General features: G+C 67.5%; 10 protein-coding genes. 4 read left to right on the forward strand and 6 right to left on the reverse strand.

Features of this window, described 5'->3' with window-relative positions:
- Positions 1-46 precede the first annotated feature (46 nt).
- The 4 genes from FCU40_RS03160 to FCU40_RS03175 form a co-directional block, all read right to left on the reverse strand.
- Positions 47-1,537, reverse strand: coding sequence for a CehA/McbA family metallohydrolase (locus FCU40_RS03160; RefSeq protein ID WP_168072873.1), 1,491 nt, complete (start codon positions 1,535-1,537; stop codon positions 47-49).
- A gap of 70 nt (positions 1,538-1,607) precedes the next feature.
- Positions 1,608-4,871, reverse strand: a complete 3,264-nt coding sequence (locus FCU40_RS03165; protein WP_168072875.1) for a TonB-dependent receptor — start codon at positions 4,869-4,871, stop codon at positions 1,608-1,610.
- A 107-nt stretch (positions 4,872-4,978) separates the two neighbouring features.
- Positions 4,979-5,902, reverse strand: coding sequence for a FecR domain-containing protein (locus tag FCU40_RS03170; RefSeq protein WP_168072877.1), 924 nt, complete (start codon positions 5,900-5,902; stop codon positions 4,979-4,981).
- An 8-nt stretch (positions 5,903-5,910) separates the two neighbouring features.
- On the reverse strand, positions 5,911-6,408 hold the full coding sequence (locus tag FCU40_RS03175; protein ID WP_168072878.1) for a sigma-70 family RNA polymerase sigma factor: 498 nt from the start codon (positions 6,406-6,408) through the stop codon (positions 5,911-5,913).
- 227 nt (positions 6,409-6,635) lie between these two features.
- Between FCU40_RS03175 and FCU40_RS03180 the strand changes: the two genes are divergently transcribed.
- Positions 6,636-7,796 carry a glycosyltransferase gene (locus FCU40_RS03180; protein ID WP_168072880.1) on the forward strand — a complete coding sequence of 387 codons (1,161 nt, stop codon included), beginning with the start codon at positions 6,636-6,638 and terminating at the stop codon, positions 7,794-7,796.
- On the opposite strand, the gene FCU40_RS03185 is transcribed toward FCU40_RS03180, so the two are convergent.
- Positions 7,791-8,726 carry a LysR family transcriptional regulator gene (locus FCU40_RS03185; protein ID WP_168072882.1) on the reverse strand — a complete coding sequence of 312 codons (936 nt, stop codon included), beginning with the start codon at positions 8,724-8,726 and terminating at the stop codon, positions 7,791-7,793. The genes FCU40_RS03180 and FCU40_RS03185 overlap by 6 nt on opposite strands.
- 128 nt (positions 8,727-8,854) lie before the next feature.
- Here FCU40_RS03185 and FCU40_RS03190 point away from each other — a divergent pair, with 128 nt between their 5' ends.
- The 3 genes from FCU40_RS03190 to FCU40_RS03200 are packed head-to-tail and all read left to right on the forward strand — an operon-like array spanning position 8,855 to position 12,891.
- Positions 8,855-9,928: an HlyD family secretion protein gene (locus FCU40_RS03190; protein WP_168072883.1), complete on the forward strand. Its 1,074-nt coding sequence runs from the start codon at positions 8,855-8,857 to the stop codon at positions 9,926-9,928.
- A gap of 1 nt (position 9,929) precedes the next feature.
- Entirely contained in the window at positions 9,930-11,456 is a 1,527-nt protein-coding gene (locus FCU40_RS03195; RefSeq protein WP_168072885.1) for a DHA2 family efflux MFS transporter permease subunit, read from the forward strand.
- Positions 11,440-12,891 carry an efflux transporter outer membrane subunit gene (locus FCU40_RS03200; protein ID WP_168072887.1) on the forward strand — a complete coding sequence of 484 codons (1,452 nt, stop codon included), beginning with the start codon at positions 11,440-11,442 and terminating at the stop codon, positions 12,889-12,891. The genes FCU40_RS03195 and FCU40_RS03200 overlap by 17 nt, the downstream gene beginning before the upstream one ends.
- Here the strand turns inward: FCU40_RS03200 and FCU40_RS03205 are convergent.
- Positions 12,882-13,211, reverse strand: a complete 330-nt coding sequence (locus tag FCU40_RS03205; RefSeq protein WP_168072889.1) for a hypothetical protein — start codon at positions 13,209-13,211, stop codon at positions 12,882-12,884. The two genes, FCU40_RS03200 and FCU40_RS03205, sit on opposite strands and share 10 nt — an antisense overlap.
- Positions 13,212-13,267 lie beyond the last annotated feature (56 nt).

Genomic DNA, 13,267 nt, shown 5'->3' on the forward strand with positions numbered 1-13,267 from the left:
AGATCTAGCCGGAGAAAGCGCCGCGGATATTGGCCCTTGCATCTCATCACCGGATATAGATTGGGTTGCCGATCAGGACGAGGCGCCCCATGACGTCGCGGACCTGTACGCGCAGCCAATGACGCGCGCCATCGCCCGTGAAGGCGAAGCTCGCCTCGCCGTCCGCCGGGACCGGACGGGCCAGGGCCGGCGCGAGCACGCCGTCCTTGATGACCTCGATCTGACCGCCGGGAACGCCGTGGGCGGTAACGAAGAAGGCCCCCTTGGCCCCCTTGGCCAGGGGGAGCGAACCGCCCATCACCGCACGCGCTTGACCCGCCTCTCCACGCAGGTCCAGCAGGCGTTCGCGGCGCATATCGACATCAATGAAAACCCGGCCCGACCGCAACCCAGCCAGAAGGCCCTTCACCGAGAGTTCCGGCATATAGACCACCGTGGTCGGCGAGCCGAGCGTGCCCAGCCGCTCGATCGGAAGATCCGGATCATGGATGTCGCTGCCGCCGATCCCTGTGACATGTTCGCCGCCGTTGAGCAGGCGGGTCCACAGGTCAAAGCCTTGCTTGGGGCCCTCGGGCGTGCCGAATTCGTCGAGCGTGCCGCCGTTGACAACCTCCACGGCCCCGATCGAGCCGGGCGGCAACGGATCGACCGACCAGCCGCAGCCCATGCACTCCTCGCCCGTCGCCACGCCGGGATGGTTTATCGACACGAGGCCGCCGGCGGCGTTGGCCGCCTGGATCCATGGCAAGGCGTTCGCCGCGTCGCCGCGGGTCATACGGTACTCGAGAAACTGCGTCAGCCCAAAGACGTTGGCGTGCCCGAAGAAGGTGGTCATCTCCCGGCCGGGGACGAGCAGCATCTTGTCGAAATGTTCCTGCAGGGCGCGCATCTCGGCATAGTGGGCCGTGGTGTTGTGATCGGTGATCGCGACGAAGTCGAGACCTCGCGCCGCCGCCGTCTCGACCGCGCGATAAGGCGGGCAATGGCTGTCCTTGCCGCTCTGGGCCGCGCAGCCGCCATCGGAATTGCCGGTATGGACGTGGAAGTCCCCACGGTACCAGCCGGGGGCCGGATTGATCGGCGCATCGGCGAATTCGGTGGGCCGAGGGCTCATTTCGACGGCGACGCGCACCTCGTAGTCGATCTCGGCGCCCGGCCGGACTTGCGAGGCGCTCAATACCAGGCGCCAGCGGCCGGCGGGCAGCGGTCCGGGCAGGTAGCCGGGCGTCGCCTCCTCGGTCGACAGGGTGAAGACGTCCCGCGTCGTGCCGCTCCAGCCCCGGAAGCGCTGGGAGTCGAACAGGCCCATGTCGACGCCCGCGTCCTGAGTGCGCTTCAGATAGCGAAAACGGACCGTCACCCGCGTCGCGCCGGGCGGCACCTGGAAGGCGACCTCGCGATGTGTCTGATGGTCGGCTCGGGTCAGATGACCGGTCAGGACCTGCTCGGGAGGGTCGACCGGGCGATCGGCGCTCGCGGCAGGCCTGGCGATGATGAGGGCGAGCGCGAGCAACGCCGCGCCGAACGGCTTCTTCATGGATGACTCCATCGCTGGCATCGAAAAATTGGCGCGCGGACAAGCCGCGCGCCAAGGCAGGGGAAGGCGATTAGAAGCTGTACTTGGCGGTCAGCAGCGCGGTGCGACCCGACTGAACGATGTCGGAGATCGCGAAGGTCTTGCGGCCGACGTGAGACCAGTAGCTGTTCGTGCCGGTCAGGTTTTCGACCGATAGATCCAGATTGATCCGGCCCAGGCGATAGCCCGCATGCAGGTCCAGCCGGCGGGTAGGCCTCACCCAGACGTCGCTCCAGCTCGAGCCCTTCGCGAACAGGTCGTATTTCTGCAGAAAGTCGCTGGTGTAACGGTAGAGAACGTCCACCGAGAGACGGTCGCCCGCGTAGAAGACGCCGATATTGCCCGCCAGGGTCGGCGCGTTCTGCATCCGCTGGTGACGTCCCCAGCTCGTGCCGATGTCGACCTGGGTGTGCTGCGCCGAGAGATTGCCGCCGACCGAGAAGTTCTCGAGCGCCGCATTGATCACCGACAGCTTCTGCTGAGCCTCCAGCTCGACCCCGAGGATCTCGCCGTCGCCGCCATTGCGCGGCTGATTGATGATGACCAGTCCGCCGCGATCGCCGTCGGCGTTCACATAGTTGGAGCCGCTGCTGTAGATGTAGTTCGACAGCCGCTTGTAGTAGGTGCCGACGCTCAGATAGCCGTGGTGCTCGAACGTCCAGCCGGCGCTGACATCGACGTTGATCGCGTCGATCGCCTTCAGGTCGGGATTGCCGCGCGTGATCGTGGTCGCCCGCGACGCCGGGTCATAAGACTGGGTCGCCGAACCGCCCAGTTGGAAGAAGGCCGGACGCGTATAGCTGGTCCAGAGGCTGGCGCGATAAACGCTGCGATCGGTGGGGCGATAGGTTAGGGCGATGCTGGGCAGAAGCTTGGCGTAGGTCGACCGGTTGCTTTCGAACGCGCCCAGCACCTCGTCGCCGGACTGGTCCCACTTGCGGACCCAGTAGCGGTTGTGGATCAGGGTCTTCTCATAGCGAAGACCAGCCACGATCTGGGCGTCGCCGAACGCCGAGACGGTGCTGACATAACCCGACCACACCGCTTCGCTGCCGCTCAGCGTGTTGCAGTTGTCGTTGGTTGTGATCTGCCAGGCCGTGTCGCTGCCGGTGCAGACGTCGCTGGCCGCGTCGAGCTTGGCCTTGGTGTTGGTCAGAGCCGAAAAACGACGAGACAGCTCGTCCAAATCGAAATTGGGGATCTTGTAGCCGTATTGACCCGGAAAACCCGGGAAGTAGCCCTTCAACAGGACGCTGTCGTCGGCGACCGTCGCGCGTGGATTGGGCTCGTTGACCGTCCAGTCGCGGTTGCTGACCTCGCGGCTGCTGCGCACATAGCGCAGGCCGCCGCTGATCACGTGGGCGAAATCGCCGTCGCGCTCGCGACTAACATCGATCCGGGCGCCGTACTTGGTCTGCTCGCTTAGGCCGGTGGTCTTTTCGTAGCAGCAGGCGCCGGGCATCGAACCGGGATTGGCGGCGGCCCGCTCCATGTCTGGCGTCAGTCGCGGAACCGGGTAGCCGCTCGAATTGTAGGTCACCAGGGTCGGTCGGCCGAACAGGGCCGCGCCGGGGCTGGACCCGCCGGTCGGCACCGAGGTCGTCCAGAGCTCCAGGTGGTCGGGACGGTCGTTGCGGCCATACGAATAGAAGACGTTCGGCGCGATCGTCCAACCGTCCGTCCGCTTGTCCATGCCCAGCGAGACGGTGGTCAGCTCGGCCCGCTCGGGATTGGTTTCGTACCAAAGACGGTTGGAGACGAAAGGGATGGTCGTGCCATAACGGCCATTGCCCAGGTCGACATATTTGCCCTGGAAGACCTTCTGGCCATCGCCGTCGAGCAGGTAGTTGCCGGCGGCGTCGGTCTTATAGACGTTGTCGCTGACGATCTTGACCCCGTTCTGGTCAAGAATGAAATTACCGTCGAGGTCGGTCTTGAACGGGCTGCGGCCTTCGCGGTTGACCGCGTGTTCGCCGATGATCTGATTCAGGCTCGAATTCTGCGTGGTGAAGAAGCGCGCATAGGAGCCGCGCAGATAGACGCTGGTGTCGGCGTCCGGCCGCCAGTCGAGCGCGGTCGCGCCGCCCCACATCTTGGTCCGGCCGCTGGAGACGCCGATGTTCATGCCAGCCAGGATGGTGTTGGCGGCCGGATCGACGCCCGCCGGATTGGCCCCCTTCGCATCGACAACCGCGTAGGCATGGGAGTCATCGCCGCTGGCCGCGGCCTGAAGCCCCCCCATAAGCGAGTTGGCGTAGTTGCGGATCGAGTAGTAGCCGCTGACATAGACGCCGAAATGCTCCTCGGCGTCGAGCTTGCGCGCGTAGTCGGCGGCGACGCCGAACCCGCCGTCGTCGCTATGCAGTCGGCGCGCCTGGCTCTCCAGCCGCCCGCTGACGCTGATCGATCCGCTCTGGCGCGCCTTGAAGTCGAACGCGGTCGGGGTGCGAAAATCGATCGTGCCGCCGATCGCGTCGCCGTTCATGTCCGGCGTCGACGTCTTGCGCAGCACGACGGTCTGGACCGCCGAGGGCGGCAGCAGGTTCAACTGGACCGCCCGCGAATAGGCCTGGGCCTGGGCCACCTCGACACCGTTCAACAGCGTGACATTGTATTCGGAATTCATGCCGCGGATCGAGACGAACTGGCCCTCGCCGCGCGAGGCGCCGTCGATCGCGTAGGCGTTACTGCCGCTCAGAAACGAGCTGCCGTTCTGCATGACGTTCACGCTGGGCAGCAGGCCGAGGATTTCGGCGGCGTTATGCGTGGCGGTGTGCTGGAGGTCGGCCGCCGACAGCATCGACACCGGCTGAGGCGCGTGGAAGGCGCTGGAACTGGCGTCGCGACGCGTGCTGACGACAACGACTTCATCGACGCGGGAGGCCGTCTCGACCGGGCTCTCGCGATTGACCGGCGACGCCTCGGCCTGCCGCGCCCGCTTGCCGGGACGAATGATCACCATGTTCGTCTTGCGCTGATAAACCAGATCCTGGCCTTTCAGCAGTTGGGTCAGCGCCTGATCGACGGTCAGCGTGCCGATGGCGCCTCGGGTCGTCCGCCCGGCCAGCGCGCCGGGATCGGCGACGACCCGCAGCCCCGTCGCGCGCGACAGGTCGATCAGGGCTTCGCCGAGCGGGCCGGCGGGAATATCCAGCGCCACCGGCGCGGTGGCGGTCGCGCCCGTCTTGGCCTGAGCGGCGGCGGGCGGAGCCCAGCCGGCATAGGCGCCGGCGGCGAGCGCTAGGGTCAGCGCCGAGGCGCGAAAAGCCCAGCGTCGTTTTGTGGTGGTGAGCATCTTATCCCCCAGAACGCCGGCCATGGGGCCGGACTAACGGGAGTTACGACGCTGGCGTCCGGTGAAACCGGACACCGTATTTTCGTTGATTTTTAAGGTCGCGCGGCTCAGCGCGCGGCGAGCACAAGCTCTTTATTCCGCTCACGGACGACAAAGCCATGCAGTTCGGCGAGCGCGGCGAGTTCTTCTCGCGGCTCGTCCAGCCGCAAGCGGCCCGTGATGCGTTTGGTCGCCAGCTGAGGGCTGGCGATGACGATGGCGACGCCGCTGCGTCGCCTCAACGCCTCGACGACGCGGGCGAGGGGCCAGTCACGCGGCTCGATCCAGCCGTCCCGCCAGTCCTTCGCGCGCACGTCGAAGGTGCTAACGGGGCTCACCACGCCCTGGGTCAGGTCCGCCTGCTGACGGCCGTCCAGCATCGCCGAACCGGTGTCGCCATTCAGACGCACCTTGCCGGAATAGACCTGCACGGCGGTCTGATCGCCCACGATGTTCACATTGAACACCGTCCCGAGATCGGTCACGGCGCCGTGGTCTAGCGTCACGGTGAACGGGCGAGACGGATCATGGCGAATGTCGAACAGCGCCTCGCCCTGGATCAGGCGCGCCTGGCGCCCGCCCGCCTGCTTGGTCAGGCCCAGCTTGGTGTCGCCGTTGAGATAGATCCGACTGCCGTCCGCCAGGGTCACCATCCGCGATTGGCCGGCGGCGGTCGCGATCACCGTCTGGGGCGCGGCCGCTCGCGGCGTCGGCCTCGATTGCGGCAGGGCCAGCGTCGCCAGAACGGCGAGGCCGGCCACGCCCGCGGCCGCCAGTACCGGCGTCCATCGCATGGCGGGCCTTGGCCGTGACGGCTTCGATCGGGCGGCGTGAACCGTCAGGGCTTCGGCCAAGGCCGGATCGCGCATCACCTGATCCAGCTGGCCATAGGCGCGCCGATGCTCGGGCGCGGCGTCCAGCCAGTCGCGAAGACCCTCCTGGTCGCCGCAGTCCAGCCAACGCGCGGCCTGATCCGCGATTTGGTCTTTCAAGGCCCGATTCATTTAAGATCGATCGCTTCGCCCAGCTGCCTCATACCCCGCACGATGTGCTTTTCCACGGCATCCTGCGTCAGGTCCAGGGCCTGGGCAATCTCGGCATGACTTTGGCCGTGCAGGCGGCGGCGGATAAAGACTTCCCGGCGAAGTGGCGGCATCTGGTCGAGCAGCTCGATAAACCTTTGGAGTCTCTGCTTGTGCAGCAGGACCTGGTCGGGCAACGGCGCGTCACCGCTGTAATCCTGGTCTAGCGGCTCGGCCGAGGTTCGACGATGGCGACGAAAGTGATCGCGCATCACGTTCCAGGCGATGAACCGCGCCGCCGCGGCGAAATTCTCGATCGTCTGGCGGCGGGAGAAGACGAGCAGGCGGACCAGGCTCTCCTGCACCAGATCCTCGCGCACGCTTTCATCGCGCACATGGCGCGAGAGAAACCGCATCAGCGGCCGACGCTGCGCGTCGATTTCGAGGGCTTCGGACGATGGCACCCAATCGCTCAACAATGTCAGGATCGTTTTCGCGCGGCCCCCGGTAGCAGCGGCTCTTGACGGATTCATAACGCCACAACCCTGGCCGCCGCCGGTCGTTATTTCTTGTCCGCGCGTGGCGGAGCCAAAGCCAAGTTTGCGCGTTCCTTACCGATACAGGGCTTTGGTCACGCTAGCGCCGCACAATGAGCTTAACCATTGATCCGAATCGCGCCGGACGATCGGGAGCCGCGCATCGGATGCAAACGTCGCCACGGTCGGCGCGCCTCGTCGACACGACCATGTTCTATGCCCCCGCCAGCGGCGGGGTCCGACGCTATCTCTCGGAGAAGAGCGCGTGGATCGCCCGCGCGCGGCCCGATCTGCGTCACACGATCATCGTCCCCGGACGGAAGACCGGCGCCCCGGGACCCGGCCTGGGCTACGTGCGCTGTCCGCCCCTGCCCCTCAGCGGCGGCTATCGACTGCCGCTGCGCCGCTCGGCCTGGGTCGATCGTATCGTCGCCGAGCAACCCGACCTGATCGAGGCGGGCGACCCTTATGTGCCGGGCTTCGCCGCGCGCGAGGCCGGGCGGCGACTGCACGTGCCGGTCGTCGGGTTTTTCCATAGCGACCTGACCGCCCTGGCCCGCGTGCGCTTCGGAGCCTGGACCGGTCCCGCCGCGCGGCGGGCGACCGCTCGCCTCTGCGATGGATTCGACCTGTTGCTCGCGCCCAGCCAGTCCGCCGCCACGACCTTGCGCGACGTCGGCTTCGACCGGGTCGCCGTGATGCCGCTCGGCGTCGATCTCGAGGTCTTCCGGCCGACGCCCGAGGCGTCCCATCGCCTGCGCCACCAGCTGGGCCTGGCCAAGGACGACCGCCTGCTGGTCTTCGCGGGACGGCCGGCGCCGGAAAAGCGCGTCGACGTGCTGGTCGAGGCGGTCCGGCAACTCGGACCTCAGGTCAAACTCCTGCTGATCGGATGCGGCGACCGCTTCGCGCGGGACCAGCAGGTGCTGGCCCTGCCCTTCGAGGCCGACTCCGATCGCCTGGCGCTGTGGCTGGGCGCGGCCGACGCCCTGATCCACGCCAATCCGTCCGAGACCCTGGGTCTGATCGCCCTCGAGGCCATGGCCTGCGGGACCCCCGTCGTCGGAATCGACGCCGGCGGCATCGGCGAGGTGGTCGACGTGTCGGCCGGCGAGCTGGCCTCGGATGGCTCGCCCGAGGCCTTGGCGCGGGCCGCCCGCCGCCTGTTCGCCCGCGACCAGGACGCCCTGCGGTCGGCGGCGCGCAAGCACGTCGCCCGCCACTACAGCTGGCCCGCCGCCTTCGAGCGGCTGATGGGCGTCTATCACGAGCTGACCGGCCTGGCCGCCTTTCGACCGCCCGTCGCGGTCCCATCCGCTCCTCTATAGCGTCGCGGCGGCCGCCTGGCAGACGCTCAGCAACCAGTCATTGGGCGAGCCCGGGCCATCCGTCGCCCGCAACACCGCGCCGAACGGCGTCGGCGAAGGAGCGACAGGCGGCTCGATCATCATCACCTTGCCGCGCTCGGCAGCCAACTCGGCCAGCCGCCGGGGAAGAACACAGACCATGTCCGAGCGACCGACCATGTTGAGCGCGCTGAAGGAGTCCTGCACCGAGAAAGGTCGCGGCGGCTCTTCGCCCAGAGCATAGCGCTCGCCCCACGAGGTGACGCGGCGAAGGCCGAGGTGCCCCGCGGACGTGCGATCGGGATCGTCATTGCCGCCCGTGACCGCCAGATGCGGCAGACCTGCCAGAACCTCGTAGCTGACGCCGTCGACAAAGGCGGGATGGCCCACCCGAGCCACCCAGACGCCCGTCTCCTCGAAGAGCTGGCGATAGCTGAAACGCCCGGGGATCGCCTCGAAGCAGCCGATCACCATGTCCAGCGCGCCAGTATCCAGATCCTCGGTCATGCCCGCGTAGAGATTGCGGAAGTGAACCTGGACGTTCGGGGCCAGCGCGAGCACGCGTTCGGCGATCAGCGGCCCCAGGACGTAGGAGATGTAACTCCCGGCCGCGATATGAAAAGCGTGGTGATCCACGGAGGGATCGAACCTTTGGGCGGTCACCGCCGTTTCCAGAAGCTTGAGAGCCGTGCGGGCCGCATCGGCGATCTCCAGCGCGCGCGGCGTCGGCCTCAAGCCTGTCTGCCCGCGCACGAAGAGGTCGTCGCGCACCATTTCGCGCAGGCGGCGCAGCGCGTGGCTGACCGCCGATTGCGAAAGGCCAAGACGCTCGCCGGCTCTTGTCGCGTTCTTCTCTTCCAGCAGAGTGACGAAGACCCGGAACAGGTTCAGATCGGCGGTTCTAAAATTCATGGGATTCATGGCTGTTGTGAAAATATATCATTTCCATCATGACAGGCGGAGTCCTATTTCGCGGCGAGGGTTCGCGACCGAACGAGCCCCGAGGATTCCCCAAAACCCAAAGACAGTTGGAGCAGCGCGTGAGCGACGCTGAAGGCTACGAGGCTATCGCCGACGCGGAAGTCGACCTGGCGGGTCGCCGCCGAAAAAGGACCTTGGGTCAAAGGCTGCGCTGGCCGTTGATGATTGGCGTACCGGTCCTGATCCTGGTCGGCGTCGGCGTCGTCATCCTGACGGGCGGCAAGTCGGAAACCACCGACAACGCCTATGTCCAGGCCAGCCGCACGGCGATCAGCGCCAGCATCGGCGGTCGCGTGACCGAGATCGACGTCCGCGAGAACCAGCCGGTCAAGAAGGGTCAGGTGCTGTTCCGCCTGGATCCGGCCGACTATCAGGTCGCCGTGTCCGAAGCCGAGGCCGCCCTCGCCCAGGCCCGCTTCGACGTCCAGGGTCGCCGCGCCATCTACGACCAGCGCCTGGCAGACCTGGCCGCCGCGCGGGAAACCTTCGGCTACGCCCAGCGTGAAGCGGCCCGCCAGCGCGATCTCGCCGCCGCCGGCGTCGCCACCAAGGCGCAGGCGGACGAGGCCAAGCACGCGGCCGACCAAGCCCAGCGCCAGATCGCCGTGGTCCAGCAGCAGGTCGCCGCGGCCCTGGCCGATCTGGGCGGCCGGGCCGACACGCCGGCGGATCGCCAACCCAAGGTCCTGGAGGCGCAGGCCCGCCTGGAGCGCGCCAAGCTGGATCGCTCCTACGCCGCCGTGATCGCGCCGAGCGACGGGGTCGTCGCCAAGGTCGAACAGCTGCAGGTCGGCCAGCGCGTCGAGCAGTCCAAGCCGCTGTTCTGGCTGATCTCGGGCAAGCCGTGGATCGAGGCCAACTTCAAGGAAGACCAGTTGGCCCACATGCGCATCGGTCAGCCGGCGACGGTCAAGGTCGACGCCTATGACAAGGCGCTGAAGGCCCACGTCGAGAGCTTCAGTCCCGGCACCGGCTCCAGCTTCGCCCTGCTGCCGGCCGAGAACGCCACCGGCAACTGGGTCAAGGTGGTCCAGCGCGTGCCCGTGCGCCTGGCGCTTGACGAGGCCGCCCCCGCCAATCTCGGCGCGGGCCTCAGCGCCAAGGTCAAGGTCGACGTCCGGTCGGGTCGCTAGGATGTCCCAAGACGGCCACGCGCGTGACGTCGCCAACCGGATCCCGATCACGATCTCGGTGATGCTGGCGACGATCATGATCTCACTGGACACGACGATCGCCAACGTCGCCCTGCCCCACATCCAGGGCAGCGTCTCGGCCTCGACCGACCAGATCACCTGGGTGCTGACCTCCTACATCGTGGCCTCGACGATCATGACGCCGCTGACCGGCTTCCTGACCGAGCGGATGGGACGGAAGATGGTGCTGATCGTCTCGATCATCGGCTTCACCGTCGCCTCGATGCTATGCGGGATCGCCGGCAACCTGGTCGAGATCGTGCTGTTCCGCCTGCTGCAGGGCCTGTTCGGCGCGGCGCTGATCCCGTTGTCACAGGCCGTTCTGCTGGACATCAACCCGCCCGAGCGCCACGGCCAGGCCATGGCCGTCTGGGGCGCCGGCGCGGTGCTGGGTCCGCTGCTCGGCCCGGGCCTGGGCGGCTGGCTGACCGACAATCTCGACTGGCGGTGGGTGTTCTTCATCAACCTGCCGATCGGTATTCTGGCCTTTTGCGGCGTCTTCTTTTTCCTGTCGGAGAAGAAGAGCGCCGAGAAGCGTCGCTTCGACACCCTGGGCTTCCTCGCTCTCGCGGTCGCCATCGGCGCCTTCCAGCTGATGCTGGACCGCGGCCCGAGCCAGGACTGGCTGGGCTCGACGGAGATCTGGACCGAGCTGATCGTGGCGGTTATCGCCATCTGGATTTTCGGCGTGCAACTAGCCACGGCCGAGAAGCCCTTCGTGGCCCGCGAACTGCTGGCCGATGGCAACTTCGTCACGTGCTGTATCTTCGGCTTCTTTATCGGCATCCTGCTCTACAGCACGCTCTCCCTGCTTCCGCCGCTGATGCAGACGCTGCTGGGCTATCCCGTGGCCTTCACCGGCCTTGTGTCGATGCCTCGGGGGTTGGGCTCGTTCATCGCGATGTTCACGGTGGGCCAGCTGATGAGCCGAATGAACATCAAGCTGATCCTGACCATCGGCCTAGCCGTCAGCGCGATCTCGCTCTGGCAGATGAGTCACTACAATCTCGAGATGGACACCACGCTCTTGATCACCTCGGGCTTCCTGTCCGGCGCGGGCACGGGGCTGATCTTCGTGCCGCTCAGCACCATCGCCTTCGCCAAGGTCGCGCCGCAGTTTCGCGCCGAGGGCGCGGGCCTGTTCACGCTGATCCGCAACATCGGCTCGGCCGCCGGCATCTCGATCATGCAGGCCCTGTTCGTCAGCGGCGTCGAGAAGCACCACGCGGTTCTCGTCGAGCACGCACGGCCGGACAATCCGCTCTACCAGGCCTACGCGCCGACGGCCTTCTCGACGGACGCGGCCTTGGCGGCCCTGAACGGGACCATAGGCCGCCAGGCCGCCATGTTGTCCTATCTGGACGACTTCCGGCTGATGCTGGTGATCACCATCGCCTGCGCGCCGCTCATTCTCCTCATGCGAACCCCGAAACAGGGGGCCAAGGCCGTCAATGTCGCCGACCACTAAGCTGCTCGCCGCCCTTCTGGCGGCCACCTCCCTGACCGCCTGCGCGACGGTGGGACCGAACTTCGAGAAGCCCGACGCGCCCAAGACCGCTTCGGCGCTCGGCGCGGGCGAGACCGCGCCCAACGCCGCGCGCCTCGATCCCGGCGCGACCGTCGCCGGCCCCTGGTGGAAGGCTCTGGGCTCGCCCGAGCTGGACGCGGTCATCCGCCAGGCCCTCAAGGACAGCCCCACGCTCGCCGAGGCCGACGCGACCCTGGCCCAGGCTTCCTCGGCCCTGGCCGAGGCGCGGGGCGTGGCGGGCCCGCAGGTCAGCGGCAACGCCGGCCTCACCCGGCAGCGCGCCAACCTGCAAGCCTTCGGCTTCACCGGATTTGGCGACATCAAGCTGAGCAACCCGACCTTCAGCCTTTACTCGGTCGGCGGCGCGGTCAGCTACGACCTTGATCTCTGGGGCGCCAACCGGCGCCGGATCGAAGGCGCGGCGGCCAGGGCCGAGGCGGAGGGCCGGCGCGCCGAGGCGGCCTATCTCAGCCTCACCGCCAATGTCGCCCTGCAGGCGGCGACCATCGCCACCCTGCGCGCCCAGATCGCCTGCGTGGAAAAGATGATCGCCGACGACCAGGCCAATATCGAGCTCGTCCGCAAGGCCAATGCCCTGGGCGGCTCGACGAACCTGGCAAATGTCGCCGCCGCCAGCCAGCTGGAACAGGACCGCGCCCAACTGCCCGCCCTGCAAGGCGAGCTGGCCGCCGCGCGTCACGCGCTGGCCGTGTTGGTCGGCAAGGCGCCCGCCGACTGGAGCGCCCCGACCTTCGACCTGTCGACTTTGGCCCTGAGCGCGCCCGTGCCCGTCGCCCTGCCCTCGCGGATCGTGCGCCAGCGTCCGGACATTCTGGCCGCCGAGGCCGAGCTCCACGCGGCCACGGCCGATATCGGGGTGGCGACCGCGGACCTCTATCCGAACATCCGCCTGACCGCGTCCCTGACCCAGGGGGCGCTGAAGCCGGGCGATCTGTTCTCCTATGACGCCAGTGGCTGGGCTCTGGGCCCGAGCCTGACGGCGCCGATCTTCGACGGCGGCGCGTTGAAGGCGCGTCGTCAGCGGGCGCGCGAGGCCGCCCGCGCCGCCAGCGCGCGCTATCAAGAGACCGTGCTCAAGGCGTTCGGACAGGTCGCCGACGCGCTGTCGGCCCTTTCGGCGGACGAAACCGCGCTGGCCGCCCAGCAACGCGCCGAACAGCAGGCGAGCGAACGGCTGCGCTTGGCCCGTCTGGCGTTCGATAAGGGCGGCGGCACCTTGCTGGAGGTGACCGATGCTCAACGCACGCTGAACGCGGCCCGCTCGGCCCGATCGCGCGCGGAGGGCCAGCGTCTGGTCGACGCGATCCGCCTGTTCGCCGCCACCGGCGCCGACTGGCGGACCGGTCAGGGCTGAGCCGCGATTCCCGCGCGCAGCCGGGCGGCGACATCGCCCAGAGTGATCGCCGAAAGGGCGTCGTTGACTTCCAGGACGCCTTGGCCGTGCTGCTGCGACAGGTTGCCGGTGAAGTCCGTCAGGGCGGTGACGTGCTGCGCGAGGAGGTCGACCATGTGCAGTTCCTGCAGCACCGACATCCGGTGCTCGGACGGCACCACTTCCAGCAGCTTGCCCAGGGCCACGTCCAGGTGACCGCAGGCCACGGCCGCGATGGACATCTCCGACGAGATCGCCTTCAGCACTGTCTCGACGTTCGCGGGCGCCAGCTTGTCCGACATCAAAAACCCCCTGATTCGCTCAAGGCAGGTCAACACGCGTCGGCCCGCGACGGCAA

Origin of the sequence: Caulobacter sp. SSI4214 (assembly GCF_012184455.1) — a bacterium.
GTDB classification, from domain to species: Bacteria; Pseudomonadota; Alphaproteobacteria; order Caulobacterales; family Caulobacteraceae; genus Caulobacter; species Caulobacter vibrioides_E.